Raw genomic sequence first — 25,170 nt, 5'->3', positions numbered from 1 at the left:
TCATCGGTGGGGTTTGCTGGTTAGGCGGCGGCTTGAACGTCCGTTGCCTTGAGCACGATCGGCGCCTTCTTACCTGTATCAACCCAGACGTAATCACCGTAACGTGCAATCTCGAAGCCGTACCCCTGATTTGTTTTCAGGAGGGTGGTTTTGATCGCATTGGTTACATCAACGGCATCGAATGAGAGCTTGACCGTTAGTTCTGGTGTGTCCTTTTGCACGGCAACCGGCGCAGCCGCCTTGACAGGCTCGTCGACCCATTCGGCGATGAGGTCGTGCCGATCACACCAATCTTGGTCTGGGTGATGGCGGCCTTCAAGACCACACTCACCGTCCGAATTATAATGCATCTCATTAGCGCAATAATAGCCGCCACGGTCAGTAACTGGCCCAACCTTACGGCCGTCACGCGTGCGGTAGTATTTGCCTGCTTCGATTTTGAGAGCTGGTTCGAACGATGATTCCAGAAACGAACCGTCGTTAGAATAATTTGAGCGACGTCCTTCCAGATTGACCCACCGTCCGATACCAGTTGAGCTCGCATAACTTGAAACGGTATAAGTTTCACCGACAATTAGGCCGCCAGATTTGTCAGTAGCCCGCACCCGATCGCCAACCTTGAAGGCTGGCTTGTCTTCCGGCGCTTCCGCAGAAGCAGGTAGGGTTTCAAACTCTTCTGACGTCAAATACCAATTGTCACCAACATCATCGATGACCCAAACGTCGCCGTCAGCGTCAATTCTGCCGACCTCGTACAACTCGCCCGCGCGAACGTCGATCTGTGTTACTAGGCTTCTAACCTTATCTCCAACTTTCACATTACCCATCAAGCTACTCCTCGTGTTTTGGTGTTTTTGGTAAGTTTCACGCCCTTAGTGAAATCGACCGGAATGACATTGTCTTCTTCTGTTCCGACTTCAGAGCCGCCACCGCCGTCGCCATCATCCGCCGGCGGTTCAACTTCGAAGCGCGAAACCTCGATCGTGCCAAGGCCAGTACCTGGTATCCAAAACCGCACCGTGAGGAACATGCAGCCGTCTCGATCACCGATGATGATGCCCTTCCAGCCTGTAAGTTTGTGGGTCACAATTGAGCCGGGCAGATCCCAGCAGTCACCGCATTCGCAAGTCACGCTGTACCCCGCTTCGTTCTGCTGAACGACACAGGTGCGTTCGAAACATACCGACCGTCTTTAAGGACGGCAGTGTCGCGGGCATGCTGTTTCTGTGCGGATGTCCGATAAGGCTTGCGGTTCGTCGTGTCCCGCTCACCAGTCCGCGTGAATTTGGTTTGGTAAGCCTTGTGTGGCTCACGGCTGTAAGGCCGCTGTATATTATGGGATTTCATTGATATTCCTCCTGTCAGGAGGTTGATCTGTGGCCGGTGCGTGTACGCTGTAGATGCGCAATGCAACCGCCGTCGTGCCTTAAAGGCTAGTGGACTGTGGCGCCATCTGGCGCATAAATGCCGTCCAGAACTGTAATACGCGGCATCGCAATAAATACATCGCGACACATTGTTGAGCAAGAGCCGCGATGCGTGCGGCGCTTAACGACTATATTTTCACTTGCGACAGGCGGTTTGGACTGCGGCGCACGTTCTGTCAGCAAAGACCATACATGGCCCTTAGTTAGGCCCATGATCGATGCAATTTTGCTATATGCCTTTCCTGCATCGCGGTGCCCTTTGGCCTCAGCTTGCAGGGCAGGTCTGTCTTGGTGATTTTGATTCATAGCTCCTCGTATTGGTTGGTATTGACAAATGGCCAAGTCGAAGCCATCTGTCTGGTCGGCTGGGGTGGTACCCGGCAAGGAACCCCCGGTGTAGAAGTGGCGCAAGCCCTCCTCGTGTTAGCCGGGGTATTACGAGGCGGAGCGAGCAGCGGGTGGTGCCGGCTCTTAAACTCCGCCTTTAAAGTTTTCGACGTGGCTCGCTGACCTTGGTATGCGAGCGTCCCTTGGCCACGCCGAAAGCACCAGTCGCTGTTAAGCGACCAGTGTCCCTGTTATTTCTACGGCGGAGTATGCGAAACGGTGTCGCTTCTTACAGCTGTATTAGTCATTACGTCTCTCCTCTAAAAAAACTGGCTATCTATTCAGGGCGAAAATCCGTGGTAGGATGTTCATTTTGTTGCCTGCTATTTTGTGTTTCCAACGTCTGGTGCGCCGGTTGATGATTGAAATGTATTGTGATTTATCCCATTAGTCAATGGGGTATTTCCCATTTTTACAAAATGTCACAAAAAATGCCGCAAACGCGGCATTGTGATTTATCACTATGGTTAATTTTATTTAGAGTTTGATGCGACGGGCCTGCCGCGGAGGCACGATTGCCTCAATATCTGCAGCCCAAACGACTCGCTGATCGCGCATTATAGGACCGTTGACCGATTCCAAGTCATACAGGCCGGGGCGAGAGCCGCGCATAAGCTTCTTCAATAAAGCCCGCCCATCCTCTAGCCCCACAACAACCATGTCGCCAAGCATCTCATCTGTCGGCGCGCCCTTCACGTCACTATAGAATATAAGGGCGCCATCGACGAACGTACCCATCGAATAGCCAAGCACTTCGACCGCTACTGAATCAGGCCCCGCTCCTGGTGGTGTAATCACGTCGCCGAATCCCCCATCGCCGTTTCCGTAAATAATTTCACCTGAAGTGTCAGCACCGACGCGCCCCACAATGGGCGACGATCCAGATTCTTCATTAATCAAATAGCCAACCGACACGCCCAAAATGCTGGCAACGTGCTTCAGCGAGGATATTTTTGAGTTAGAGCCGCGCTCTAGCATGTCTCGAACGAACGTTTCCCCCATGCCAGCAGCAAGGGAAAGCGTCTTCATGCTCCAACCGCCGCGCTTCATTGCTGCGCGAAATCGTTCTTTATTTATCGTTAGGTCACTCATGACTGGGTTGTACCCCATTTTCTTTTTTGCGTCACTTGTGATCTTTCCCATTGACAGATGTGATTCTTCCCATTATTGATTGATCCAACAGCACGAAGAAGCTCTTGCCGATCTGCTGAACCAACCAAGCATGAGGAGTAGAAACCATGACCAGCACAACAGCACCGAGAAGAAGAAGATCGCCAGCACCTCGCAAGAACGAAGTAATCGGCGGCGGATTCTTTGTATTCCGCCGCGGCAAAAAAACGGGGCGCGTAGCTCCTGGATCAACCCTGCCTTATGAGCATGGCTCATTTGAGCAAGCACTGGCGGAGGCAACGCGCCTCGCCAAGTTGTGCCCCGGCGAAATTTACGAAGTTTTCCAGACCAGCGGTGCAACAGCTGGGCCTATTGAAGAGGCGTCGAGCAATGAATCCGCTTTAGTGCTGGAGGCTGCTTAATATGTCCGCCCCGTCCATTGACCTTCAAGACGCGCCTCTGCCAAGAGGACAACGCGCCATCGTGGAAGCGCTTGCTTCCGTTCATCCCCGCCGCATGTACATCAACGATCTGGTTGACAATGTTTACCAGCTTGACCCGAACGGCGGGCCTGAGAACGCGCATCAGACTGTACTGGTCCAGATTCATTATCTCCGCAAAACCCTGCCCTCCTATGGCTGGACCATTCCGAAGCGCATGCGCGGCGTTGAGCCGAACGGATATTATCGCCTAGCGCCGGTAGCGAACGATAACATTCAGCAGGAAACGACTGTTCACGTAGGAGTGGCAGCATGAACCGCGCCCTTCTGGAAATGCTTGTCGATATGGAACCCGAACTGCACACCGACGCTGCTCGTGCGGGCAGCGATGAGCCAATGCGGCGCCCGGATTACCGTGCAAAGAAGCACGCTCGCCCCATGCCTTGGATACGATACGCAGCGCGCGAAGCCGTTGAGATGACGGTTGTTGTCGGATTTTGCGTGTTTGTCGGCATCGGCGCGATGGGGGTGCTGTGATGGGCAACCCAAGAAGACAATTCCAACCACCTTGGACATCATCTGGCGATCGATGCCTGAAACAAAAGATTGGCCGATCACTGTCTGAACAAGCAATGGGTGCTTTCCTAGCGATGACACCAGACCAACGGCAGTGCTTTGCAAGTCGGCTCAACGATTTCTTTAAAGACAATTTGCACGAAGGCTGGCGCCTAACCAACCAGCCAAGATAGCTACGGGGCGTAGCGCCCCAGGATTTCCCAAGCATCGACGATCCGAGCGTTTTCACGCCACGGGTCGTCACGCTTACCACCACAACACGAGGAGCACCAATAATGTCCGCAAGACACATCCTGACCGCCGGCGAGTTCATTGCTCAGGGCACGACTGCCGCCGCCATCCTGTCGATTGCCCGTTGGTATCGCGAGAGCGATCCGGCAACATCCGCAACCATCAAAGACATTGCTTATGACGTTTCGCGTAAAACGGGCGAGAAGATCCGTATGCGCCGTATTAGGCCAGCCAACGACAATCGCCGTCCTTTCAAGCGGAGGGCGGCGTGATGCTGACCACTGACAGTCGCGGTAACAGCATTGACGCTGCTTACTTAAATGCGTTGCGGCTCGGCCCGCAGCGCATATCCCGGGCATCCCTTGGAAGCCCTGGAGTTCCCCTGCCCGTTGCTCGCCGTCTGGCAGCAACAGGTCGGGCCGTCATCGTTGGCGATGAGGTGCGTTATGTTCGTCAGTGAGCAGGCAGTACAGGCGGCACACGCCGAATACCACAAGGTTTTGGGCGATAGTAACCGTTCAAATCCAATGCTTGCCGCCCTCGCAGCCGCCCTGCCTTTCCTGCAAGGGGTGTCATCCCCGCGTGCGCAGGCGTTGGAGGAAGCCTACAGGCTTGGATTTTATGCATCTGCAGAAGGATATAACGCGGAATATCCGTTCGAAGGCATCGACTTCACTCTTGACCCCAGATGGATAGAAGATCGTGATCGCAGTCTAGATGCAATCCGCGCCCTCTCGTCTCAGCCTGTAGCGGATGGGGAGTGTGAGGTTGATTATGAAGTTATCTGCAATGGTGCCTTTGTAGCAGGATCATCAGACCTTGCTGACGCCAAGCATTACGCCGCTGTATATGCGCAGGACGGGCCAGTTGAAATCATAGAGGCTCGCACGTATCGCCGCCCCCTCCCAGCCTCACCGGGAGCGTCGGAATGAGTAAGCACTTCAAGGTAAAAGACCCAGGACATTTTGGCGACTGTGTAGTCGGAAAATTCAGGACCATTGATGAAGCCATAAAGTGCGCCGAGGAAGTGCTCTCAGAGTACCGACAGGGCAGCTACAATGATGGCGAATGGTCAATCGACACCGAGGAAATCAGAGTTGTTCAAGGCAAAACCGTCGTTGCTCGTGCGGTAGAATGCAACGTGATTGAACGTCCCGACGATGTTGACGAAGATGGCTATTCGCCGTCCGAAGATTTGTGGTTCAACAGCGTTGATCGCTACTGCGATTATAAGATCGAGCGCGTTGCCACCCGCCGGACAGGAGGCAGCAGCCATGGCGAATGAAGAAGAATTTAAGAAGCTTGAAGATGCTTGGTATGAGGCCGAGGGTAAGATTTCAACACTAGAAGCCGAAAACGCGGCGCTGACTGCGCGGGTTAAGGAGTTGGAGGAGGAAAGAGCGTGCTTAAAGACCGAAAAACACGCTGATGTTGAATATGCAGGGCATCTCGAAACCCAACTCGCGGCGGCAAGGAAGGCGTTGGAATTCTACAGCAACTTAGATAACTGGAAAAATGGCCGTTTTGAACAGGTGGAAGGCGGAACAGTTCTTCGACACCACCCTTCCTCCGCACATAAAGATCGCGGGACAATTGCCCGCGCCGCCTTGGAGGGCCAGCCATGAACGACTTAGCGCCAGACGTTCAGATGAAAGTTATTGAATACCTCATCGCTCAGGAAAATGCCGCAGCACTTGAGCCTAAAACAGGCTTCGGCTTTTTCGTCGCTTTCATCATGGGCCTTTTGATCGGCGGGATTATCACAGCAGCAACGTCATACGTCATGCGGAGGAAGCCATGACCCTCATTGACAGACTATCCAAGCTGGACGGGCCTGATAGGGAAGTGGATGCTGAGATTGATGTGATCTTCTTCGGTGGAGAAACCGTCTGGAAGCAGTCGAATTACACCATGGAGCAGTTCCCTGCGTCGAAGCGAGCCAGCAAGAACTATATTGGTGGATATGCCTATGAGTATGTCCCATCCTACACCGACTCTGTAGATGCCGCTATCTCGCTGGCTGCGAGGGCGTTGCCGGGGTACAGGTGGTCGGCTGGATTTAGCAGGCATGTTCCGCATAACGCCCAAATATGGGTGCCCTCTGAAAGCGGATACTACGAAGGCGAAAGCGACGCTAATAGGGCCATCGCCCTCTGCATAGGAATCTTGCGCGCAAAGGAGGCCAGCCATGGCGAGTAAGGAAGTCACGAACGCAGCGAAGGCAATTTATGAAAGCCGTAACGGTGCAGGGCGCACGCCGTGGTCGCAATTGCCGTGGTCGCATAAGGTGCCGTACTTGGACGATGCAGAGGCGGCGCGTAAATCGTTCCTCGCCGCTCTACAGGAGCCGAACGAGGGGATGATTGTTGCCGCAGATAATCTTCCACAAGGATACGGGAAGACTTGGATTTGGCGCGCCATGCTCAACGCCAGCCCACTAGGGGAGTAGAGCGAATGACCACCGAAGACTTTGAAGCAATCAAAGAATACAGTGCTGATAAATTCAATTCAGACCGAAAACGCTTTCTGTCCGATGCGATAGCGCACGATGACGGCGGATGGACGAAACACGGCGAATACCACTGGTCAAGAATGGTGAACGGGTATCGTCTGGATTATTGGCCTTCACGTAAAAAGTTCCAATTCAAAGGCAGAGTTATGCGAGGCGATGTTGCGTCATTCATCCGTCGCCAAGCCTTGAAAGGTGGTGAGTGATGGGGCGCACCTTCACCATGGCCGAATACGAAGAGTGCGTTCGGAATACAGCAAAGCTTGTCGTAAAATTTGGAGACGCGGCCATTCCTTTGTTAGAGCGAGCTGAAGCTGAACTTACATCCGCTAAAAGCCGAAGCAGCGCTCTGGCTCGAGCTCAGGCGATACTTCGCGCTGCCTAGCCTTCCCATTTCAGCTTAATTGATTCCAGCAGTTCCTGGCGCCGCTTCATCTCGGCGCCATCTCCGTATTTAGGGCGTCCGAATTCATGCCCCATTAGATCCGCCTGCATACGATCTGATGCGCCCACGTTCTCAATTCGATCCTGGAACGTATGTCGGAGCGAATATATTGTGTGCTTCGACGACGGGAATAATTCTTTTGACCTCAAAAACTTATTAATAGCAGCTGACGCAGAATCTGACTTGTCGGCGTAACGAGCAAACCCATCCGGAGCTTGCTTCATTGCCCACAGCGCAACACCTACCAACGGAATGCGACGCACCGAGTAGTCAGTTTTTTGTCGCCTGTCTTCACGTTCAGCTACCTCAACATGAGGAACTTCGTCATTCAGGCGTATGTCTTCAGGTCGCAAATTGCAAACCTCACCCAGCCGCATGCCCGTTTCGATCATCGTATATATAATGAGCCGCGCGTCGACATTTATGTCATCAAGCGCACCCGGATGCAGCAATCGTTTCTGGACCCATTCGACAGAGAACGGTGGTCGCTTATCCAATTTTGTAGCGTTTGTTTCCTTTAGACGAATCCCCGCCCATGGTGCGCGGTAGTTGGTCTGGAGAGCATCGTCGATAACAGCCAGCATGCCTTTTATGTCACTAAAGCTTCGGTTTGCGCTGTATGCTTTAAGTTTCTCGGATGCAATTTTATCTGTCCACCATTGGCGGTATCGAAGCACATCGGCACGCGTCACTTCGCTTAAACGAATATCGTCAAGTATGTCACTGGCGTATTTAATTGCGCGTTCTCGGGATACCTTGTGTTTTGAAAGCTGGCCTTCGGATAGCCCTGCAAGTCCGGCTTGGTTGAACTTTTCATACATCTGCCAGACATTTGAGATTCGAGGGTTGGGGATATCGACCAAACCAACAATTGCCTTCGCCGCCGATGGCTGTGTCTCCAGCACTTCTACCGCGTGTTTCGTCCTTCCGAAGAGATCCTCAAACGCACCAGATGCGATTTCCGCCGCAGGTTTGTACGCAAAACCCAGCGACTGTGAAGTTCGTACGGCAGCCTCATAGCGCTCCCATTCTGGGCGATTATCATTTCCAGATGACATTGCGGCCCAAAGACGCTCAATTGCGTCATGAACGCCCTGAGCCTTTTCAAGTGCGTCTTTATGATTCTTGGTCTTGAGGCTTATTTTTACAAAGGTTCGTTTGTCGTGTTTCGACACTTCAATCGGCACGCGCCTATAATAACGATAGATACCGTTTGGCTGTCGCTGTACATATTTCGTAATATCAACTGACAAGATCAACGCCCACAATGTAACCCAGAATGTAATCTAGATTGTAGCCGATTTGGATCGATAGTTATATTGGAATTTTGAAATCGATTGGTAAGCTGTTGATTAGCTTCGCTTATTTTTTCAGGACTTTGTAACCCAAAAATATAATTGGCTCCCCGGGCCGGATTCGAACCAGCGACCAACCGGTTAACAGCCGGTTGCTCTACCACTGAGCTACCGGGGAAGAGGTGCTCGTTGCGTCAGCGAGGTGGCGTATAGCAGGAGGATTTCTGATTTGCCAAGCCCTATTTTCGTTTTTTTCCAAATTTTTGCATTCTTCTCACGAAACCCTATATTCTCTGGTGCGTTTTACAAATAAATTAAACACCTCAAACCGTGCGAGACTGAAAAAGTGGACCAACAAGACGGCCTTAAACCACCAAAACGCACAATTGTGATTCTCGGAAAGCGAATCCCTATGCCGCAGTCCGTCGCAATGCGCAGAACGCTGGGAGGATCGCTGGTAGTCGGAGGTACGCTTGGATTCCTGCCCATCCTCGGCTTCTGGATGCTTCCACTTGGGCTGATCGTTCTTTCAAACGATTCCCATCGTGTCAGGCGCTGGCGCCGTAAGAGTGAGGTTCACATCTGGCGTAAGTGGCTTAAGCGAGGCTCCACGCCGACGGCAGGCTGATACCCGCCGTTGGGGCTGTGCTATCGCTTCGTCTTTGTTTGAAGATATTCCTTGCTTCTACGCCGCCTAACCTCACCTGGTGTCAGATTGCGATATTTTTTTAGAGCAGTCGTAAAATGACTCTGGCTCGAAAAATTAAGCTTTATTGCAATTTCACTGATTGGCATGTCGGTTTCAATGAGCCACTTTTCTGCTTCGTCTAACCGCAGTCCCATCAAGTACTGATATGGCGTAAGGCCAAAGCTTTTGCGAAAACACATCGAAAAATGCCCGGCAGACATGTTGAGCAACGATGCCATTTGCGGCACATTGATCGAATTGCGGAAGTTTTCTTTCATGTAATCCTCTATCTGCCGACAGGCGTAACTTCGCAAACCGGACGGTGAAGCCTCCATGCTAAGCGAAGTCGCTGCATTAGACGCAATTTGATAGAGAAGTGCAGAATATAATGATTCAAGATAACTTTGCGCCGAAGGGGTTTCTACCTGCAATTGCTCCAAAATCAATTCACTGATCCGTAAACATTGCTTGCTGTAAAAAATGATCATACGGCCATGCGTATCGCTAACGCGCAAGGCTATATCTTGAGCATCTTGCCCGCAATTTTGATCTCGACCGATAAAGACTTTCAATAACTTGACCTGCCCGGGCCAGGTTATAATCGTTCTTTGATCCGCCGGAATGAGCAAAACCGTACCTGCCGAAAAGCTTCATGTATTTTCACCCCCTTCAGGAAATTTCCATCTAAGGTTGCGCACAGGTTCAAGCAAAATGAGCGCGACTATATCTTCCGGCGTGTAGATATCGATCCCTGTTGAGGAGCGGGTGTAGAGAAAGGCTCCCCTTGAAATTTCGTCCGCGGTAAAACTCTCCCCTCCTTTGTTGCCCGTGGATAAATTGCCCTTATATTCATGAATTTTAATATTATTTTTCATCTTTAACCGCATTAGTATCCCCGATGATCAAATCAAAATTAAAAAATGAAAATGGGATTCCAATTACTTTCTTATGCCGTTGAAGCTCTATCTCAAGCAGAGGGTTTACCGCCTCAAATGGCCTAAACGAAGCTTTCGCCCATAGAAGAAAAATTACACAGAAATCACGTTAATACAATTTATAAGTGAAAAATCGCAAAATCACCTATGGAAATTCGGTTACGGCATTATTGCAAATGATTTGCAAAAGCGCTTGAAAGTCACTCTCACTTCATTTATGCAAATGCTAATTATTCGCATTAAAGGTATCCGGCCGTGCACCGTCTTGCAGCCGACAGGATGAATTTGAAGGAGAGAGCAATGCATCGACCGATCAACCGCAGACTGTTTACAAGTCTGGCTGTGAGCCTTGTGATACTGATGGCACCGGCAAATGCATTTGCATCAAACAAATTTAAGGCGATAACGACGTTTACGGTCATCGCCGACATTGCGCGCAATGTGGCTGGTGATACAGCAACGGTTGAATCGATCACAAAACCCGGTGCTGAAATTCACGAATATCAGCCCACCCCCGGAGATCTCATTAAGGCGCAGGGTGCGGATCTTATTCTTTGGAACGGTCTCGGTCTGGAACTATGGTTTGAGAAATTCTTCTCACGCCTCAAAAATGTTCCAAGCGTGGTGGTGAGCGACGGCGTTGTGCCGATGGGCATCACCGAGGGTCCGTATAGCGGCAAACCAAATCCACATGCGTGGATGTCCCCGACCTCTGCTCTCATCTATGTCGATAATATCCGTGATGCTTTCGTCAAATATGACCCGGAAAATGCAGAGGCTTACAAAGCCAATGCGGAGAAGTATAAGGCTAAGATAAAAGCGACCATCGATCCGATCAGCGCCGAATTCGCATTGATTCCGGCTGACAAGCGATGGCTGGTCACCAGCGAGGGAGCATTCTCCTATCTCGCCCGTGATTTTGATCTCAAGGAACTTTACCTTTGGCCAATTAATGCCGACCAGCAAGGCACTCCGCAGCAGGTTCGCAAAGTGATTGACGCCGTGCGTGCAAATACGATCACCGCGGTTTTCTCGGAAAGTACGGTGTCGGCAGCCCCTGCGAAGCAGGTCGCGCGCGAAACCGGCGCGACATATGGCGGCGTGCTTTACGTCGATTCTCTCTCCGAAGCTGATGGCCCTGTTGCGACCTATATTGACCTTCTCAAAGTTACATCGGGCACGATTGCAAAAGGCCTCAAACAATGAATGTTCCGATAGATCAACACCTTCGGGCACAAGCCGCGCTCAATGATAGCGTGTCTGAAGGGCTTAAAGTCAAAGATGCAACCGTCACCTATCGCAACGGCCACACAGCACTGCGCAATGCGAGCTTTGAAATTCCAACAGGCACGATTACGGCGCTGGTTGGTGTGAATGGATCGGGCAAGTCGACACTGTTTAAGGCCATTATGGGGTTTGTTCGTCTGGCAAAGGGCGACATTTCTATTCTTGGCCAGCCGGTAAAACAGGCACTCAAGCGCAATCTCGTCGCCTATGTGCCGCAAAGCGAAGAGGTAGACTGGAACTTCCCTGTTCTGGTGGAAGATGTCGTTATGATGGGCCGCTATGGACATATGGGCATGATGCGTGTTGCGCGTCGTGCCGACCATGAGGCGGTGGAAAAGGCGCTCGGTCGCGTCAATATGCTGGATTTTCGCAAGCGGCAGATTGGTGAGCTTTCCGGCGGTCAAAAAAAGCGCGTATTTCTCGCTCGTGCGCTTGCGCAAGATGCGCAGGTAATCCTTCTTGATGAACCTTTTACCGGGGTAGACGTGAAGACCGAGGAGGCGATTGTGCTGCTGCTGCGTGGGCTTCGTGATGAAGGCCGGGTCATGCTGGTCTCGACACATAATCTTGGCAGCGTTCCTGAATTTTGTGACCGCACTGTTCTCGTCAAGAATACTGTGCTTGCTTATGGTTCAACGAAGGAAGTTTTCACACAGGCCAATCTCGAAAAGACATTTGGCGGCGTTCTGCGTCATCTTATTCTGAATGAGGCCAAGCAATCCGATCGTTCGGCCGTTGGTGTGATTACCGATGATGAACGGCCATTTGTGCTTTATGAGCAAAAGCAGGAAGGGCAGAATTGATGGCTCTGCTGCTCGAACCGTTTTCTTATGGCTATATGCTCAATGCGATGTGGGTTTCGGCTCTTGTTGGCGGTGTTTGTGCATTTCTGTCTGCCTATTTGATGCTCAAGGGCTGGTCGCTCATCGGCGACGCTCTCTCCCACTCCATCGTTCCCGGCGTGGCGGGAGCCTATATGCTGGGCCTGCCATTTTCTGTCGGGGCTTTCTTTTCCGGCGGGCTGGCTGCGGCGGCGATGCTGTTTCTCAATCAGCGTACAAAGCTCAAGGAAGATGCGATTATCGGGCTGATTTTCACAGCGTTCTTCGGTCTTGGTCTCTTTATGATTTCTTTGCGGCCAACTGCGATCAACATTCAGACCATTGTGCTTGGCAATATTCTGGCGATAACGCCCGGCGATATTCTGCAACTGGCGATCATCGGCTTCGTTTCGCTGGCGTTGCTGCTGTTGAAATGGAAAGACCTGATGGTGGTCTTTTTCGACGAAAGCCATGCGCGTTCCATCGGCTTAAAGCCAACCGCATTGAAAATCATGTTCTTTACGCTGCTTTCAGCATCCACCGTTGCGGCAATGCAGACCGTAGGCGCGTTTTTGGTCATCTGTATGGTCGTGACACCCGGAGCGACCGCGTATCTCCTCACAGACCGCTTTTCACGGCTTTTGTGGATTGCGGTGCTTATTGGCGCACTGACCAGCTTCATGGGTGCCTATGCCAGCTATTTCATGGACGGCGCGACAGGTGGCATTATCGTCGTGCTGCAAACGCTTGTGTTTCTTGCCGTATTTTTTTTGGCGCCCAAGCATGGAATGTTTGCGGCCCGCCGACGTGCGACCAAAGCATTCAAGGAGGTTAAGCTATGAGCTTTCCCGAAACACTCCTGATGCCGTTTCAGTTTGACTTCATGATCTACGCATTGGCTGCCTCGGTGCTGATTGCCATTCCGACCGCCCTGCTCTCCTGCTTTCTGGTTCTTAAAGGCTGGTCACTGATGGGCGATGCGATCAGCCACGCTGTACTGCCGGGGGTTGTGATCGCCTATATGGTTGGCCTTCCTTTTGGCATCGGTGCTTTCGTTGCTGGCATGGTCTGCGCGCTTGCCACCGGCTTTCTCAAAGAAAACAGCCGTATCAAGCAGAATACGGTCATGGGCATTGTCTTCTCCGGCATGTTTGGGCTGGGGCTCGTGCTTTACGTCTCCGTGCGCGCAAATGTTCACCTCGATCACATCCTGTTTGGCGATATTCTGGGCATCAACACCAGCGACCTGATTGAGACAGCAATTATCGCAGCTGTGACCGCCGGCGTTCTCATCGTCAAATGGCGAGATTTCCTGCTCCATGCGTTTGATCCTGCGCAGGCGCGCGCTGTCGGCTTGCCTGTCAGGTTTCTTCATTATGGACTTCTGTGCCTGATTTCGCTGACGATCGTCGGTGTTTTGAAAGCAGTCGGCATCATACTGGCGATTTCTCTGCTAATCGCACCCGGTGCAATCGCCTTCCTGCTCACCCGCAGGTTCAGCAGCATGATGATTGTCGCAATTATCGTTGCTGTGTTTTCGTCTTTTATGGGCGTTTATCTGTCATTTTTCATCGACAGCGCCCCTGCTCCAACAATCGTTCTGCTGATGACCGTAATTTTCATTGCGGCCTTTCTGTTTTCGTCCTGGCGCACAGCGCGCACAGAAGCGCAACATCAAGTTGAAATCGCCTGAGCGTTTAATTCCCAGGAGGCTCTTTGTGCTGCAACTAATATATGCGGCTCGACTGCCTCAGTCGTCAGTTCATCAAGCGACACGCCAATCCAACGCGTGGCCTATCTAAAGCATGTCGCGGAAAAGTGAGAACCGATTTTACGAGAACGAGATGCGTAAAAACAAGAAGATAGAGCGAGCCGATGGGTAGGATGAAACGCGACACGCTAGGCTAAAAGCCAGCCACACATAGGTGGCTGGCTATTTTCAATCAAAGAGGACGCGGGAAATTGCGGTAGACGTTTTCGATGTCCGCCAGCACTTCGTCCGAAAGCTTTAATTCGCTTGCAGCGATATTTGTCTTAAGCTGTTCGACGGTTGTTGCTCCAATAATGACAGAGGTCATGAAAGGTCTTGATGCAGAAAAAGCAATCGCCATCTGCGCAATATCAAGACCATGCTTCTTCGCAACATCGATGTAAGCGAGGATTGCTGGCTGTGAATAGGAATTATCCCGCCACATGCCACCGTCCATTACCGAAGCACGCGATCCTTCGGGGATTTTACCGCCGAGATATTTTCCGGTCAGCACGCCTGCTGCCAATGTTGAATAGGCAAGCAGACCAACATCCTCAAATAGCGATACCTCTGCCATATCGTGATCAAATTCCCGCTGCAACAGGCCATACTCATTCTGGATCGACGCCATACGTGGCAAATTATGTTCTTCGGCAATTTTCAGCCATTGCATGGTGCCCCAAGCCGTTTCATTCGACAGACCGACATGACGAATTTTGCCCGCACGAACAGCATCTTCAAGACCGAGTAGAACATCATGGATCTGTTCACGTTCCGCCTTAGGATCAACGCTTGAGGGATCAAAACTCCAGCCCTGACCGAAATGATAATGCGGGCGGGATGGCCAATGAATCTGATAAAGATCAATGTAATCTGTCTGCAAACGCCTCAGACTGTCATTCACAGCTTCCGCAACACTGCCACGACTTGGCTTCGCACCGCCGCGGATCCATGGTTGACGTCCACCACCTGCAATTTTGCTGGCGAGGATGACACGATCACGCTTTCCCGATTTCTGAAACCAGTTTCCGATATAAGTTTCGGTTTTGCCAAAACTTTCAGGGCTCATCGGAATGGCATAAGCTTCGGCTGTATCAATAAAGTTGACGCCAGCATCGATAGCAAAATCGAGCTGATCATGTGCGTCATTTTCAGTGTTCTGCACGCCCCAGGTCATGGTGCCAAGGCAGATTTCTGTAACATTGAGGCCTGTGCGGCCCAAAGGCTTCATTTTCACGAGATTTTTCCGGATCAATTTGCCCGCAGGACGCGGATGTGAAGGGGCGTAATTGATAACCCCGCTTTGTCGTGCCTGACAAGGCCGCTCGCCGAAAATTGAAGGAAATTATAGAAAGCGATTTGCTGAATAAGGGGCTGGATCAGTAAATGGCTTCTCACCCGTCATCATCTCTGCAAGCAATCGACCGCTGGCCGGGCCAAGTGTCAGCCCGTGATGGGCATGACCGAAGTCAAACCACAGTCCTTTATGACGCGGCGCGGCACCAATGACAGGCCGCATATCCGGCAAACAAGGGCGCAGACCAAGCCAGGGTTTGGTTTCTACAGGCGTCCCCAGTTGTGGCAACAGGCGTCGCGCAATTCTTTCAGCACGTTTGAGCTGAATGAAATTAGCAGGCGCTTTGGGTGATGCAAACTCGATGCCAGTGGAAAGGCGGACGCCTTGCACCATCGGCGCGAGCACATAGCCTGCCTCTTCATCAACCACGGTATGGCCAAGCCGTGCACCATCGTGCATTTCGAAATGCATATGATGACCGCGCTTGATACCGAGCGGTATAGAATAGCCAAATTTCTGGAAAACCAGCCCCGACTGTGGACCAAGGGCCACCACAACTTCACGCGCAAAACTTGGACCGTCCTCCGTCATCACCTGCCAGCCGTTTGCGCTTTCCGCAAGCATTGCTGCATCGCCATGTACAAACAGGCCGCCATTCGAGCGAAACAAATCCGCATAAGCCTGAACCAGACCAGCGGGATTGACGATGGTTTTGGGATCAAGCCAATGAATACCACCCACAACATCGCCCAGTGTGGTTTCGCGTTGTTTCAAGGAAGACGTATCAAGAATGTCATAGGCCAGATTAAACCGTTGCAACTGCGGCAGGCGCTGAACAGCAGCCTTAAATGCGGGCTCATTGCGAAAAACTTCAATCCAGCCCTGCGCACGCACCAGCCGCTCACAACCAGCCTGTGCAATCAATCCATCATGCTCGCGAACGCTCGCTTCAACCAAAGGCAACATGGCTTCAGTCGCAACTTTCAAGCGTTCAGGCGAAGATTCACGCCAATACTGAAACAGCCACCGCGCAATGCGTGGAACATAAAATGGATCGTAGCGCACATCGGAACGCCGGTTGAGGCTATATCGTAGGAGCTTACCCAACCCTTGCGGAAAAGAATAGGGAATGACGCTCGAACGTTCGATAAGACCAGCATTGCCAAAGCTTGTGGCCTGCCCCGGTTCGCCACGATCAATCAGCGTGACCGACCGCCCCCGCGCCTGCAAATGAAGTGCTGCTGAAACCCCGACAATACCCGCGCCCAGAACGATGACATCTTGTTGCTGCATGGTATCCCCGAACCATTCCATGAAATGAAAGCGCGCACCGATAAACAGTCAGCGCGCGCTTTCATACATCAAAGTGAGCAAATTTTTACAAGAAACTTTATTTGATCAGTAAATATCGAAGTCGAAGTATTTCTTCACGATGGTCGCATAGGTGCCATCGTCACGGATTTTCTTGATTGCCACATTGAACTGCTCGCGCAGATCATTGTCATCCTTGCGCACGGCGATTGCCGTGTCGGTCTGCGTGCCAGGCACATCACCAATCAGCTTGCAACAATCAGCACCATCAGCCTTGATCCAGTCGGAAATCGGGAACTTGTCGGAAACCACCGCATCAAGACGACCGCTCTTAAGATCGGCATTGGCTTCATCGGCAGTCGGATAGAGTTTTATGTCCGCTCCGGCCTTGCCATAAACGTCCTCCGCATAGGTGCCCTGTGTGGTGGAAGCCTGCGCGCCCACTGACTTGCCTTTGAAAGCTTCTGGGGCGAGTGAAGTGATCGGGCTGTCTTTTGGAACGGCAACGGAGAGCGGCGTTGAATAATATTTATCGGTGAACGATACTTGCTTCTGGCGCTCTTCGGTCACACTCATCGATGCGATAACCGCGTCGAATTTATTGGTCTGAAGGCCCGGAATCATACCGTCCCAATCATTGGCAATGATGGTGCACTTGGCTTCCATCGCTTTGCAGAGCGCATTGGCGATATCAACATCCAATCCCTGCAAAGAACCATCTGCCGCAACGAAATTAAAAGGCGGATAAGCGCCTTCTGTCGCGATCTTGATTTCCTTCCATTCTTTGGCCTGCGCCGGAAGTGCGGCGATAATGGAAGCAACGCCTGCGAACAGGATCGATTTCAACATAATATTCCCCTTGACCGTTTTATGGTTCTGTTTTGCAGGTCTATGCCAGCAATTATTTATAGAATGAAGCACCGGACGCCGCCTGTTTCAAGTTAAAGATTGAGCGGCGTCCGATAATTTTATCAATAGATATCGAAGTCGAAATATTTCTTGCGAATTGTCTCGTAAGTGCCGTTGTCGCGGATCTTTTTGATTGCAGCATTGAACTGCTCGCGCAGATCGTCATCACCCTTGCGCAGAGCAACCGCGATTTTGGTTTCAGAACCCGGAATATCGCCCAGGAATTTGCAGCAATCTGCACCCTGTTTCTTCAGCCAGTCGGCTGCGAGAAATTTATCAGCTGCAATTGCATCAATACGACCATTTTCAAGATCGGCATTGGCCTCATCAGCCGTTGGATAAAGCTTCACATCTGCGCCAGCCTTGCCATAAACGTCATCGGCATAATTGCCCTGTGTAGTGCCAGCCTGTGCGCCAACGGTTTTTCCGTCAAATGCTGAAGGCTCAAGCGAGGTAATATCGCTATCCTTTGGCACGACAACTGCCAGTGGTGTGGTGTAATAGCGTTCCGAGAAAGCGACCTGCTTTTCACGCTCGGGCGTAATGGCCATCGAAGCGATCACAGCGTCAAATTTGTTGGCCTGAAGGCCGGGGATCATACCGTCCCAATCATTGGCAACGATTTCACACTTGGCTTCCATCGCTTCACAAAGCGCATTCGCAATATCAATGTCAAAACCGACCAGCTTGCCGTCAGGCGACATATAGTTGAAGGGCGGATAGGCGCCTTCACTGGCGATACGGATTTCTTTCCATTCCTTTGCCTGCACAGGCATGGAAAGGACGACAGAGGCCAGACCGGCCAGCAAAATTGTTTTAAACATCGCTTCCCTATTTCACTTTTAACACACGGGCTTTTTATGCAGTCCTCAGTTCGGATTGCCCGCAAAGCCGAACAAATTCAATTGCAACTTTGGTGCTATTTTAACGCAAGATGACCCGCTGCGTATTGAACGCAACGGGTCTGACATGGCCTTAACGGTGCTTTCAGGCAACGAGACGCGTTGCATGGTCTTCCTGCGCATAAGCTTTGCCGAAACGGTTTGCGAGGAATGCATCCAGCGTGATGTCTTCCTGGCGAACAAAGCCCTTCTGTGCGATTTCGCCCTTGGCGAGCATGTCAAGCACGGCACAGATTGCCGAGGCCGTGGTGATCTGGATGCCTGAACGAACGATCTTGCCAACCTGATTGGCATAAACCTTGTTCGCATAGGTTTCCTGAACCAAACGGCCGTTCTTGGTGCCCGAAACCGTAACAAAAATCACGATAACGTCCTGAAGTGTGCTTGGCAGAGCATTTTCAAAAATATCCTTGAGCACTTCACGGCGATGACGCAGGCCGAGATCGTTGAGCAGCGCCTTCATGAGCGCAACATGGCCCGGATAACGGATCGTGCGGTAGTTGAGCGTGCGCACTTTGCCTTCGAGCGTATCGCAAAGCGTGCCGAGACCGCCCGACGTATTGAACGCTTCGTAAGTTACGCCATCAAGCGAGAATTCTTCACGCTCTTCAAGCGCAGGAACCTTGGTCAATACGCCATTGACGATAGCTTCACATGGCTCGATATATTCATTGATCAGACCGTCTGTGCTCCAGGTCAGGTTGTAGTTGAGAGCATTCGACGGAAATTCTGGCAAGGCACCAACGCGCATACGCACGTTTTCGAGCGTATCGAAACGCTTTGCAAGGTCATAGGCAACAATCGAGATAAAGCCCGGAGCCAGCCCACACTGTGGGATGAATGCTGTCTGTGCATCCTTGGCCAATTCCATGACGCGCTTGGTGCTGGCAACGTCTTCGGTTAGATCGAGGTAATGCACGCCGGTCTTCGCAGCCGCTTCAGCGATCAGCGTCGTGAGCTGAAATGGCGCAGCACTCAGAACAGCAAACTTGCCGGTGAGAACGGTTTCAAGCGCCTTAGCGTCTGCAATGTCGAGTGCCTGCGTTTTGACTTCCGCGCCCGTGTCCAACGCGTCGAGCTGAGCCTGCGAACGATCGACAACCGTCACAGCATAGTCACCAGTCGAAGCCAGAAGATCGGCAATGGTTGCACCAATTTTGCCCGCACCGACAACAACGATCTCTTTCATGTATTTTCCCCTTGGGTAATGCAATTTTGATGAACAAAGAATCTCACAAATTTCGGCGAAAAGAAGCATTTAAACTGACGATTTCACGTTGTTTGTTTGTACGATTTGACGTATTCAATATGCATTATGACGACAAATGCTGACCTAGCCCTCATCGCCCTGCTGCGTGAAAATGCCCGTGCCTCCACTGCCGACCTTGCACGCAGGCTCGGCGTGTCACGAACAACCGTCCAAAGCAGGCTGGAAAAGCTGGAAAAAAGGCGGATCATCGAAGGCTATACCGTTCGAATCGCTCCTGAATTTGAGCGTGATCTGGTGCGGGCGCATGTGCTGGTGACAGCATTGCCGAAGTTTGCACCAAAGGTTGAAACAGCGCTGCGCGGCATCATGGCTGTGCGCACATTGCACTCGGTCAGCGGCCATTTCGATATGATTGTCGTGGTCGAAGCGCCGTCAATTCAGGAACTGGATGTTGTTCTCGACAAAATCGGTGCGCTCGAAGGCGTCGAGCGCACCATGTCATCGATCATTCTCTCGACGCGGATTGATCGATAATCAGTTTCCGACAAATTCGAACTTATCGACATCAACAAGTCCCCGATCCGTGATTTTCAGGTGCGGAATGACCGGCAATGCAACAAAGGCGAGTTGAAGAAACGGTTCTTCCAGAACCGAGCCAAGCTCTTCCGCAGCATGGCGAAGTTCGCGCAGCTGTTCACGGACCGTTTCATAGGGTTCAACGCTCATCAGTCCGGCAATCGGCAAAGGCATTTCTGCAAGCACTTTGCCATCGCGAACCACGACAAAACCGCCTTCAATCTCACCAAGCCGGTTAGCCGCCGCCGCAATATCTTCATCCGAAACGCCGACCACGCAGATATTATGGCTGTCGTGACTGACGGTTGACGCAATAGCGCCGGCTTTCAGGCCAAAACCATGCACGAAGCCAGTGGCGATATTGCCATTCTTGCCATGTCGCTCAATGACCGCAATTTTGACCACATCGCGCTCAAGATCGGGTTCAACACCATGTGGGCCGACTTTAAGATCAAACTCCAGGCTTTCGGTAATAATCTTGCCCGGAACGATGCCGATGGCGCGCGTCTTACCGCTATTGGATTGTGATCTGAAGCTCGATGCGCTGACTGTCGGCGCTTTCACACTGTTGCGTCCAACTTCCGCAACAGATCCACGCGTTGAGAACAGCTCTTCAGAAACCACCCTGCCCGCAGATAATACCATTTCTGCATGGCAGCCTTCGAGACTATCGACGACCACGAGATCGGCGCGCTGGCCGGGCGCAACCAATCCGCGATCAAACAAGCCAAAGGCGCGCGCTGCGGAAATGCTTGCAGCACGATAGATCGCAAGCGGCTCAACACCCCCTGCAATCGCCGTGCGAATGAGATAATCAAGGTGGCCCTGATCAGCAATATCGAGTGGATTACGATCATCGGTGCAAAGTGCCAGAAACTGCGAGTGCCGCTCTGTGATGATCGGCATCAAGGCATGCAAGTCTTTGGAAACCGAGCCTTCGCGCACCAGCACATGCATACCCTTGCGCATCTTTTCAAGCGCCTCTTCGGCAGTGGTCGCCTCATGCTCGGTGCGAATGCCTGCCGCAATATAGCCATTCAGATCAAGCCCGCGCAAAAGCGGTGCATGACCGTCAATATGATGTCCCTGAAAGGCTTTTAGCTTCGCCATGCATTCTGGGTCTTTTGATAAAACACCCGGAAAATTCATGAACTCGGCGAGACCGACCACCTTTGGATGATCGGCAAAAGGCAGCAGATCATCGATCAGCAGTTGCGCACCGGACGTTTCCATATGCGTTGCAGGCACGCAGCTTGAAAGCTGCACCCGAATATCCATAATCGTTTCCAGCGAACTATCGAGGAAATATTGCAGACCTTCTACGCCCAGAACATTGGCAATCTCGTGTGGGTCACAAATCACTGTCGTAACGCCCTGTGGCAGCACACACCGATCAAATTCGTGGGGTGTCACATTGGATGATTCAATGTGCAGATGCGTATCGATAAAACCCGGCACAACAATGCGACCGGAAATGTCGATTTCCTTTTTTCCCTGATAGGTGCCGAATGTACCGACAATGCGATCGCCACTGATCGCAATGTCGCTTTCAACAAGCTCGCCGGTAACAAGATCGAAGAAGCAGCCGCCTTTCAACACGATATCGGCGGGTTCGCGACCGGCACCCTGATCGATCATCTGTTCAAGCATTGGCTCACTCCATTCAAATCATTTTCGGAATCAATTTTTCGAAAATAACACAGTGGAGCGTTTTTAGAGCGTGTTTCGATCTGACTGGATCAGATCGGCACTCCAATTTTGTTTGAACGCTGATATTCCATGACGCGGCTACGGTTGAGGACCAGTTCAAGCCTATCGTTCCCCAGACGATGGATGCAAATGCGTTTGTTCCATGGTCCATCCTGCAACATGAACAAGGCTCTGCCATTGCCCAAATCTTCAACCGGCATGACCTGACGCGCAGGGCCTACGCCCATAATGATGTGCCCATTGTCGATGACAAACGACGCGCCATAAAGAGGCGCATTCCACTGGCCGTCAAACTGATTGTCCACAGGCCCCGCCTGCACCGGGCGCAGTTCGCGCTGCACATGGCCGATTTCGCCGTAAAGCACCTCTCCATTCCAGCGCAGCTTCATCGGCGACGATGGTGACAGTGAAGAAGCCCAACCTTCCCCAACGTCATAAAGCCGGTCTTCCGCCCCCAGATAATTGGCAACGCCTTCGCGCATCTCAAGCCAGAATGGCCCCGTATCAGCGACATACAGTCCATCGGGGATAGCAGACGTCTTTTCAGGAAGCGAAAGCCCATTAAGAGCAGCCATACAGTCGCGAGCGATTGTGTATGTGTCTGCATCTTCCCGATTGCAAACAACGATGATTCCTGTTTTTTCGGCAGGATCGAGGAGAAAATAACTTTTATAGCCCGGATGCGATCCGCCATGGCCGACAAAATGCTTGCCACCAATTTCGTTCCAACGCAGACCAAGGCCATAACCTGTCGGGCGGCCATCATTTAAAAAATGCCCCGCGGAAAGTGCCGAAAGCAGCCCGCTCAACGCACCCTCACCGGCCAAAAGAGCCTGCGTCCATTTCGTGAGCGCCATACCACTGCCTGCCACACTTCCAGACGCAGAGAGTTGAAGGCCAGCATGGCTCTGCTGCCATTTTTCGCCGGACTTCCAATAGCCTGGGACCAGTCCTTTGACCGGATCTGCCCAGCAGTCAGGTGCATCCATAAATATATTGAGAGGAAGACCGATCTCGGAGCGTACAAAATCTTTGAAAAACAGACCCTTCCGCTCAAAAGCGGCTTCAACCAGTCGATACCCGGTATTGGAATAGGAAACTTCAGTCCCGTCCGCGAAATTCAACCGCGTCATAGACGATAGAAACTCGATCAGGCTTTCAGCACCCGTATGCGTATCAACCGACAGGCCCAATAATGTCAAACACTCCCGCACATCCGGTAAACCAGATGTCATATCCAAAGCGCGACCGATTGAAACGTCCGCCAACGGGCTTTGCAACTCTGGGAGATGATCGCCAAGCCTGTCATTAAAATCAATGATATCTCTATGGCGCAGCACCATTGCGCAAAACATATGCTTTGTGATCGATGCGTAGCGAATAACGGTGTTGGCGGTAAATGGAATACCTGTCGCGAGACTTTCCAGACCTCCGGCATAAGCGAACTTCGTGCCGTTCAGATCAAACCCGATAATGACTCCGCCTGGCTCATTTTTGTCCCATGTTCTGGAATAAATCTTTGCAGATAAAGAGGCTGCATTCCAGTCTGCTTTGATGGACATAAAAACTCCGCCTGCGAATTTCGGGAACGATAAAACGTTCCAATGCACTTTTTTTAAAAATCGGTCCGCATTTCCGCCGCTGCGTTGCACGTTTTACGGAATAAAACCTGCAAAATGATGCACAGAAATTTGGGCTCATCTAAACCATAAAGATTTCATCGTGAAGGCCTCATCGCTAAAGAGTCGCAATCAATCGTCAGGCAATCATCAGGAAAAGCGCCTCTATCCACACTTTCTCCCCAATGTTATCAATTCGTTTTCGTTTTTTTTCCTTTCAACAAATAAAATTTTCGGATTTATTCTGTTTTCGGGAGTTAAAAGTTGTTCAATGAAAATTGAAGTCATATAAGTGTAATAACGATAATGCAGGTTCCGACACCCAGAGGCCGGATCGAATCCGTTCTTGATGCTCACGAAACCTCATTTCCTGAGGAGGAAATATGTTTACCCGTCTGATTACGACTTCGGCGCTGACCGGCGCTCTTGCGCTCACACTTGGTTCGCAGGCTTTTGCCCAGACAGAACTGTCATGGTGGCATGGCATGACCGGTGCAAACAATGAAATGGTCAATGAGCTTTCCAAAGAGTTCAACGAAAGCCAGAGCGAATACAAGATCGTTCCAGTCTATAAGGGCAGCTATCCTGAAACGCTGAATGCAGGCATTGCTGCATTCCGCTCCAAGCAGCCGCCTGCAATCATTCAGGTCTTCGATGCCGGTAGCGGTGTTATGATGGCTGCTGAAGGCGCGGTGGTTCCAGCAGCAGAAGTGCTCGAAAAAGGTGGCTATAAGTTCGACAAGTCACAATATTTGCCGGGTATCGTGGCTTATTATTCGAAGCCAGACGGCACCATGCTGTCTTTCCCTTATAACTCTTCTTCGCCGATCCTCTATTATAACAAGGACACTTTCAAGAAAGCTGGCCTTGACGAAAACAACCCGCCAAAGACATGGCCAGAAGTTTTTGAAGCAGCCAAAAAGATCAAGGCAAGCGGCGCATCGGCCTGTGGCTTTACCTCGACATGGCTGACATGGATTCAGACCGAAAACTTTGCTGCATGGAATAATGTTTCCTACGGCACCAACGAAAATGGCCTTGCAGGCACGAATGTGGAACTCAAGATCAACGAACCACTTTTCGTTGAACATTTTCAGGCAATTGCCGATCTTGCCAAGGACGGCACCTTCCGTTACGGCGGCCGTACATCTGAAGCAAAGCAGCTTTTTACCTCGGGTGAATGCGCAATGCTGACTGAATCTTCGGGCGGACTTGGCGATGTGGTGAAATCTGGCATGAATTACGGCATCGGTCAGTTGCCTTATTATGAAGGCCATGGCCCGCAGAACACTATTCCGGGTGGCGCAAGCCTCTGGGTCTTTGCAGGTCTCAGCGACGATCAATACAAGGGCATCGCACAATTTTTCAACTTCCTCTCGCAGACCAATATTCAGCAGAAGCTGCATGAAAAATCCGGCTATCTTCCTGTGACAATGGCCGCTTATGAAGCAACGAAGAACTCGGACTTCTATGAAAAGAATCCGGGCCGTGAGACGCCAATCCTTCAGATGATGGGCAAAGCCCCCACAGAAAATTCGAAGGGTGTGCGCCTCGTCAATCTGCCGCAGGTTCGTGACATTCTCAATGAAGAGTATGAAGCGATGCTTGGTGGCAAGCAGGATGCAAAAACGGCTCTCGATAACGCCGTAAAACGCGCAAACGAAGCGATTGCCGCCGCACAATAATATGATGAAATAAAGCATACCGCCGGCCCATTAGGGTTGGCGGTATTGCT

General features: G+C 51.4%; 32 protein-coding genes and 1 tRNA gene. 19 read left to right on the top strand and 14 right to left on the bottom strand.

Annotated elements, in window-relative coordinates:
• Positions 1 to 20: 20 nt before the first annotated feature.
• From VBH83_RS02860 to VBH83_RS02850, 3 genes are all read right to left on the bottom strand, one after another.
• Positions 21 to 827: a hypothetical protein gene (locus tag VBH83_RS02860; protein ID WP_396996231.1), complete on the bottom strand. Its 807-nt coding sequence runs from the start codon at positions 825 to 827 to the stop codon at positions 21 to 23.
• On the bottom strand, positions 827 to 1,087 hold the full coding sequence (locus VBH83_RS02855; protein WP_396996229.1) for a hypothetical protein: 261 nt from the start codon (positions 1,085 to 1,087) through the stop codon (positions 827 to 829). Before VBH83_RS02855 ends, VBH83_RS02860 begins: the two co-directional genes overlap by 1 nt.
• 1,204 nt (positions 1,088 to 2,291) lie before the next feature.
• On the bottom strand, positions 2,292 to 2,957 hold the full coding sequence (locus VBH83_RS02850) for a hypothetical protein (RefSeq protein ID WP_396996227.1): 666 nt from the start codon (positions 2,955 to 2,957) through the stop codon (positions 2,292 to 2,294).
• 95 nt (positions 2,958 to 3,052) lie between these two features.
• Here VBH83_RS02850 and VBH83_RS02845 point away from each other — a divergent pair, with 95 nt between their 5' ends.
• The 12 genes from VBH83_RS02845 to VBH83_RS02790 all read left to right on the top strand — a co-directional run bounded on the left by VBH83_RS02845 (position 3,053) and on the right by VBH83_RS02790 (position 6,886).
• The gene (locus tag VBH83_RS02845; protein ID WP_396996225.1) at positions 3,053 to 3,346 is read left to right on the top strand and encodes a hypothetical protein; all 294 of its coding nucleotides are present in this window, start codon (positions 3,053 to 3,055) and stop codon (positions 3,344 to 3,346) included.
• A gap of 1 nt (position 3,347) precedes the next feature.
• Positions 3,348 to 3,680, top strand: coding sequence for a hypothetical protein (locus tag VBH83_RS02840; RefSeq protein ID WP_396996223.1), 333 nt, complete (start codon positions 3,348 to 3,350; stop codon positions 3,678 to 3,680).
• Positions 3,677 to 3,901, top strand: a complete 225-nt coding sequence (locus VBH83_RS02835) for a hypothetical protein (RefSeq protein ID WP_396996221.1) — start codon at positions 3,677 to 3,679, stop codon at positions 3,899 to 3,901. Before VBH83_RS02840 ends, VBH83_RS02835 begins: the two co-directional genes overlap by 4 nt.
• A 314-nt stretch (positions 3,902 to 4,215) precedes the next feature.
• Positions 4,216 to 4,443, top strand: coding sequence for a hypothetical protein (locus tag VBH83_RS02830; RefSeq protein WP_396996219.1), 228 nt, complete (start codon positions 4,216 to 4,218; stop codon positions 4,441 to 4,443).
• Positions 4,443 to 4,631, top strand: coding sequence for a hypothetical protein (locus VBH83_RS02825; RefSeq protein WP_396996217.1), 189 nt, complete (start codon positions 4,443 to 4,445; stop codon positions 4,629 to 4,631). Before VBH83_RS02830 ends, VBH83_RS02825 begins: the two co-directional genes overlap by 1 nt.
• Complete coding sequence (locus tag VBH83_RS02820) at positions 4,618 to 5,103, top strand: hypothetical protein (protein ID WP_396996215.1); 486 nt, start codon at positions 4,618 to 4,620, stop codon at positions 5,101 to 5,103. Before VBH83_RS02825 ends, VBH83_RS02820 begins: the two co-directional genes overlap by 14 nt.
• Complete coding sequence (locus tag VBH83_RS02815) at positions 5,100 to 5,456, top strand: hypothetical protein (RefSeq protein ID WP_396996213.1); 357 nt, start codon at positions 5,100 to 5,102, stop codon at positions 5,454 to 5,456. The genes VBH83_RS02820 and VBH83_RS02815 overlap by 4 nt, the downstream gene beginning before the upstream one ends.
• Positions 5,446 to 5,796: a hypothetical protein gene (locus VBH83_RS02810; protein WP_396996211.1), complete on the top strand. Its 351-nt coding sequence runs from the start codon at positions 5,446 to 5,448 to the stop codon at positions 5,794 to 5,796. Before VBH83_RS02815 ends, VBH83_RS02810 begins: the two co-directional genes overlap by 11 nt.
• A complete protein-coding gene (locus VBH83_RS02805; RefSeq protein WP_396996209.1) occupies positions 5,793 to 5,972 on the top strand; it encodes a hypothetical protein in 180 nt (59 codons plus the stop codon). Before VBH83_RS02810 ends, VBH83_RS02805 begins: the two co-directional genes overlap by 4 nt.
• On the top strand, positions 5,969 to 6,370 hold the full coding sequence (locus tag VBH83_RS02800; RefSeq protein WP_396996207.1) for a hypothetical protein: 402 nt from the start codon (positions 5,969 to 5,971) through the stop codon (positions 6,368 to 6,370). The genes VBH83_RS02805 and VBH83_RS02800 overlap by 4 nt, the downstream gene beginning before the upstream one ends.
• Positions 6,360 to 6,620: a hypothetical protein gene (locus VBH83_RS02795; protein WP_396996205.1), complete on the top strand. Its 261-nt coding sequence runs from the start codon at positions 6,360 to 6,362 to the stop codon at positions 6,618 to 6,620. The genes VBH83_RS02800 and VBH83_RS02795 overlap by 11 nt, the downstream gene beginning before the upstream one ends.
• A gap of 5 nt (positions 6,621 to 6,625) precedes the next feature.
• Complete coding sequence (locus VBH83_RS02790; RefSeq protein ID WP_396996203.1) at positions 6,626 to 6,886, top strand: hypothetical protein; 261 nt, start codon at positions 6,626 to 6,628, stop codon at positions 6,884 to 6,886.
• A gap of 175 nt (positions 6,887 to 7,061) precedes the next feature.
• Here the strand turns inward: VBH83_RS02790 and VBH83_RS02785 are convergent, their stop codons facing one another.
• Positions 7,062 to 8,378, bottom strand: coding sequence for a DUF6538 domain-containing protein (locus VBH83_RS02785; RefSeq protein WP_396996201.1), 1,317 nt, complete (start codon positions 8,376 to 8,378; stop codon positions 7,062 to 7,064).
• Between the two features lie 145 nt (positions 8,379 to 8,523).
• Positions 8,524 to 8,598, bottom strand: a tRNA-Asn gene (locus VBH83_RS02780).
• A 234-nt stretch (positions 8,599 to 8,832) separates the two neighbouring features.
• Between VBH83_RS02780 and VBH83_RS02775 the strand changes: the two genes are divergently transcribed.
• Positions 8,833 to 9,048, top strand: coding sequence for a hypothetical protein (locus VBH83_RS02775; RefSeq protein ID WP_265984109.1), 216 nt, complete (start codon positions 8,833 to 8,835; stop codon positions 9,046 to 9,048).
• A 20-nt stretch (positions 9,049 to 9,068) separates the two neighbouring features.
• Here VBH83_RS02775 and VBH83_RS02770 read toward each other — a convergent pair whose 3' ends face one another.
• On the bottom strand, positions 9,069 to 9,737 hold the full coding sequence (locus VBH83_RS02770; protein WP_396996199.1) for a helix-turn-helix domain-containing protein: 669 nt from the start codon (positions 9,735 to 9,737) through the stop codon (positions 9,069 to 9,071).
• A 21-nt stretch (positions 9,738 to 9,758) separates the two neighbouring features.
• A complete protein-coding gene (locus tag VBH83_RS02765; protein ID WP_396996197.1) occupies positions 9,759 to 9,995 on the bottom strand; it encodes a hypothetical protein in 237 nt (78 codons plus the stop codon).
• A 408-nt stretch (positions 9,996 to 10,403) separates the two neighbouring features.
• On the opposite strand from VBH83_RS02765, the gene VBH83_RS02760 reads away from it, so the two are divergent.
• The 4 genes from VBH83_RS02760 to VBH83_RS02745 are packed head-to-tail and all read left to right on the top strand — an operon-like array spanning position 10,404 to position 13,844.
• Positions 10,404 to 11,249: a metal ABC transporter substrate-binding protein gene (locus tag VBH83_RS02760; protein WP_265984477.1), complete on the top strand. Its 846-nt coding sequence runs from the start codon at positions 10,404 to 10,406 to the stop codon at positions 11,247 to 11,249.
• On the top strand, positions 11,246 to 12,133 hold the full coding sequence (locus VBH83_RS02755) for a manganese/iron ABC transporter ATP-binding protein (protein ID WP_265984106.1): 888 nt from the start codon (positions 11,246 to 11,248) through the stop codon (positions 12,131 to 12,133). The genes VBH83_RS02760 and VBH83_RS02755 overlap by 4 nt, the downstream gene beginning before the upstream one ends.
• Positions 12,133 to 12,993, top strand: coding sequence for a metal ABC transporter permease (locus VBH83_RS02750; protein ID WP_265984105.1), 861 nt, complete (start codon positions 12,133 to 12,135; stop codon positions 12,991 to 12,993). Before VBH83_RS02755 ends, VBH83_RS02750 begins: the two co-directional genes overlap by 1 nt.
• Entirely contained in the window at positions 12,990 to 13,844 is an 855-nt protein-coding gene (locus tag VBH83_RS02745) for a metal ABC transporter permease (RefSeq protein WP_265984104.1), read from the top strand. The genes VBH83_RS02750 and VBH83_RS02745 overlap by 4 nt, the downstream gene beginning before the upstream one ends.
• A 250-nt stretch (positions 13,845 to 14,094) precedes the next feature.
• Here VBH83_RS02745 and VBH83_RS02740 read toward each other — a convergent pair whose 3' ends face one another.
• From VBH83_RS02740 to VBH83_RS02720, 5 genes are all read right to left on the bottom strand, one after another.
• A complete protein-coding gene (locus VBH83_RS02740; protein ID WP_265984475.1) occupies positions 14,095 to 15,132 on the bottom strand; it encodes an aldo/keto reductase in 1,038 nt (345 codons plus the stop codon).
• A gap of 114 nt (positions 15,133 to 15,246) precedes the next feature.
• A complete protein-coding gene (locus VBH83_RS02735; protein WP_396996194.1) occupies positions 15,247 to 16,491 on the bottom strand; it encodes an NAD(P)/FAD-dependent oxidoreductase in 1,245 nt (414 codons plus the stop codon).
• Between the two features lie 105 nt (positions 16,492 to 16,596).
• Positions 16,597 to 17,358 carry an ABC transporter substrate-binding protein gene (locus VBH83_RS02730; RefSeq protein ID WP_265984100.1) on the bottom strand — a complete coding sequence of 254 codons (762 nt, stop codon included), beginning with the start codon at positions 17,356 to 17,358 and terminating at the stop codon, positions 16,597 to 16,599.
• Positions 17,359 to 17,480: 122 nt separating this feature from the next.
• The gene (locus tag VBH83_RS02725; RefSeq protein ID WP_265984099.1) at positions 17,481 to 18,242 is read right to left on the bottom strand and encodes an ABC transporter substrate-binding protein; all 762 of its coding nucleotides are present in this window, start codon (positions 18,240 to 18,242) and stop codon (positions 17,481 to 17,483) included.
• Positions 18,243 to 18,405: 163 nt separating this feature from the next.
• Positions 18,406 to 19,509 (bottom strand): saccharopine dehydrogenase family protein, encoded by a 1,104-nt coding sequence (locus VBH83_RS02720; protein ID WP_265984096.1) that lies wholly within the window; start codon positions 19,507 to 19,509, stop codon positions 18,406 to 18,408.
• A 126-nt stretch (positions 19,510 to 19,635) separates the two neighbouring features.
• Here VBH83_RS02720 and VBH83_RS02715 point away from each other — a divergent pair, with 126 nt between their 5' ends.
• The gene (locus VBH83_RS02715; RefSeq protein WP_265984095.1) at positions 19,636 to 20,064 is read left to right on the top strand and encodes an Lrp/AsnC family transcriptional regulator; all 429 of its coding nucleotides are present in this window, start codon (positions 19,636 to 19,638) and stop codon (positions 20,062 to 20,064) included.
• Here VBH83_RS02715 and ade read toward each other — a convergent pair whose 3' ends face one another.
• Both ade and VBH83_RS02705 read right to left on the bottom strand, forming a co-directional pair.
• Complete coding sequence (ade, locus tag VBH83_RS02710; protein WP_265984094.1) at positions 20,065 to 21,756, bottom strand: adenine deaminase; 1,692 nt, start codon at positions 21,754 to 21,756, stop codon at positions 20,065 to 20,067.
• Between the two features lie 89 nt (positions 21,757 to 21,845).
• Positions 21,846 to 23,378, bottom strand: coding sequence for a serine hydrolase domain-containing protein (locus VBH83_RS02705; RefSeq protein WP_396996191.1), 1,533 nt, complete (start codon positions 23,376 to 23,378; stop codon positions 21,846 to 21,848).
• Between the two features lie 440 nt (positions 23,379 to 23,818).
• Here VBH83_RS02705 and ugpB point away from each other — a divergent pair, with 440 nt between their 5' ends.
• Complete coding sequence (ugpB, locus tag VBH83_RS02700) at positions 23,819 to 25,120, top strand: sn-glycerol-3-phosphate ABC transporter substrate-binding protein UgpB (protein ID WP_265984092.1); 1,302 nt, start codon at positions 23,819 to 23,821, stop codon at positions 25,118 to 25,120.
• Positions 25,121 to 25,170 lie beyond the last annotated feature (50 nt).

Source organism: Ochrobactrum sp. S1502_03 (assembly GCF_044435015.1).
GTDB lineage: Bacteria > Pseudomonadota > Alphaproteobacteria > Rhizobiales > Rhizobiaceae > Brucella > Brucella chromiisoli.
The sequence above is the reverse complement of the archived record's forward strand: the minus strand, read 5'-3'. Positions and strand labels throughout refer to the sequence as shown.

What these genes read in the sequence shown, in the direction of transcription:
- ugpB (WP_265984092.1), top strand. Translation starts at nt 23,819, where the DNA reads ATGTTTACCCGTCTGATTACGACTTCGGCGCTGACCGGCGCTCTTGCG.
- VBH83_RS02805 (WP_396996209.1), top strand. Translation starts at nt 5,793, where the DNA reads ATGAACGACTTAGCGCCAGACGTTCAGATGAAAGTTATTGAATACCTC.
- VBH83_RS02790 (WP_396996203.1), top strand. Translation starts at nt 6,626, where the DNA reads ATGACCACCGAAGACTTTGAAGCAATCAAAGAATACAGTGCTGATAAA.
- VBH83_RS02840 (WP_396996223.1), top strand. Translation starts at nt 3,348, where the DNA reads ATGTCCGCCCCGTCCATTGACCTTCAAGACGCGCCTCTGCCAAGAGGA.
- VBH83_RS02850 (WP_396996227.1), bottom strand. Translation starts at nt 2,957, where the DNA reads ATGGGAAAGATCACAAGTGACGCAAAAAAGAAAATGGGGTACAACCCA.
- VBH83_RS02810 (WP_396996211.1), top strand. Translation starts at nt 5,446, where the DNA reads ATGGCGAATGAAGAAGAATTTAAGAAGCTTGAAGATGCTTGGTATGAG.
- VBH83_RS02715 (WP_265984095.1), top strand. Translation starts at nt 19,636, where the DNA reads ATGACGACAAATGCTGACCTAGCCCTCATCGCCCTGCTGCGTGAAAAT.
- VBH83_RS02795 (WP_396996205.1), top strand. Translation starts at nt 6,360, where the DNA reads ATGGCGAGTAAGGAAGTCACGAACGCAGCGAAGGCAATTTATGAAAGC.
- VBH83_RS02775 (WP_265984109.1), top strand. Translation starts at nt 8,833, where the DNA reads ATGCCGCAGTCCGTCGCAATGCGCAGAACGCTGGGAGGATCGCTGGTA.
- VBH83_RS02820 (WP_396996215.1), top strand. Translation starts at nt 4,618, where the DNA reads ATGTTCGTCAGTGAGCAGGCAGTACAGGCGGCACACGCCGAATACCAC.
- VBH83_RS02815 (WP_396996213.1), top strand. Translation starts at nt 5,100, where the DNA reads ATGAGTAAGCACTTCAAGGTAAAAGACCCAGGACATTTTGGCGACTGT.
- VBH83_RS02730 (WP_265984100.1), bottom strand. Translation starts at nt 17,358, where the DNA reads ATGTTGAAATCGATCCTGTTCGCAGGCGTTGCTTCCATTATCGCCGCA.
- VBH83_RS02830 (WP_396996219.1), top strand. Translation starts at nt 4,216, where the DNA reads ATGTCCGCAAGACACATCCTGACCGCCGGCGAGTTCATTGCTCAGGGC.
- VBH83_RS02750 (WP_265984105.1), top strand. Translation starts at nt 12,133, where the DNA reads ATGGCTCTGCTGCTCGAACCGTTTTCTTATGGCTATATGCTCAATGCG.
- VBH83_RS02705 (WP_396996191.1), bottom strand. Translation starts at nt 23,378, where the DNA reads ATGTCCATCAAAGCAGACTGGAATGCAGCCTCTTTATCTGCAAAGATT.
- VBH83_RS02755 (WP_265984106.1), top strand. Translation starts at nt 11,246, where the DNA reads ATGAATGTTCCGATAGATCAACACCTTCGGGCACAAGCCGCGCTCAAT.
- VBH83_RS02760 (WP_265984477.1), top strand. Translation starts at nt 10,404, where the DNA reads ATGGCACCGGCAAATGCATTTGCATCAAACAAATTTAAGGCGATAACG.
- ade (WP_265984094.1), bottom strand. Translation starts at nt 21,756, where the DNA reads ATGCTTGAACAGATGATCGATCAGGGTGCCGGTCGCGAACCCGCCGAT.
- VBH83_RS02845 (WP_396996225.1), top strand. Translation starts at nt 3,053, where the DNA reads ATGACCAGCACAACAGCACCGAGAAGAAGAAGATCGCCAGCACCTCGC.
- VBH83_RS02860 (WP_396996231.1), bottom strand. Translation starts at nt 827, where the DNA reads ATGGGTAATGTGAAAGTTGGAGATAAGGTTAGAAGCCTAGTAACACAG.
- VBH83_RS02720 (WP_265984096.1), bottom strand. Translation starts at nt 19,509, where the DNA reads ATGAAAGAGATCGTTGTTGTCGGTGCGGGCAAAATTGGTGCAACCATT.
- VBH83_RS02835 (WP_396996221.1), top strand. Translation starts at nt 3,677, where the DNA reads ATGAACCGCGCCCTTCTGGAAATGCTTGTCGATATGGAACCCGAACTG.
- VBH83_RS02765 (WP_396996197.1), bottom strand. Translation starts at nt 9,995, where the DNA reads ATGCGGTTAAAGATGAAAAATAATATTAAAATTCATGAATATAAGGGC.
- VBH83_RS02800 (WP_396996207.1), top strand. Translation starts at nt 5,969, where the DNA reads ATGACCCTCATTGACAGACTATCCAAGCTGGACGGGCCTGATAGGGAA.
- VBH83_RS02745 (WP_265984104.1), top strand. Translation starts at nt 12,990, where the DNA reads ATGAGCTTTCCCGAAACACTCCTGATGCCGTTTCAGTTTGACTTCATG.
- VBH83_RS02825 (WP_396996217.1), top strand. Translation starts at nt 4,443, where the DNA reads ATGCTGACCACTGACAGTCGCGGTAACAGCATTGACGCTGCTTACTTA.
- VBH83_RS02740 (WP_265984475.1), bottom strand. Translation starts at nt 15,132, where the DNA reads ATGAAGCCTTTGGGCCGCACAGGCCTCAATGTTACAGAAATCTGCCTT.
- VBH83_RS02725 (WP_265984099.1), bottom strand. Translation starts at nt 18,242, where the DNA reads ATGTTTAAAACAATTTTGCTGGCCGGTCTGGCCTCTGTCGTCCTTTCC.
- VBH83_RS02735 (WP_396996194.1), bottom strand. Translation starts at nt 16,491, where the DNA reads ATGCAGCAACAAGATGTCATCGTTCTGGGCGCGGGTATTGTCGGGGTT.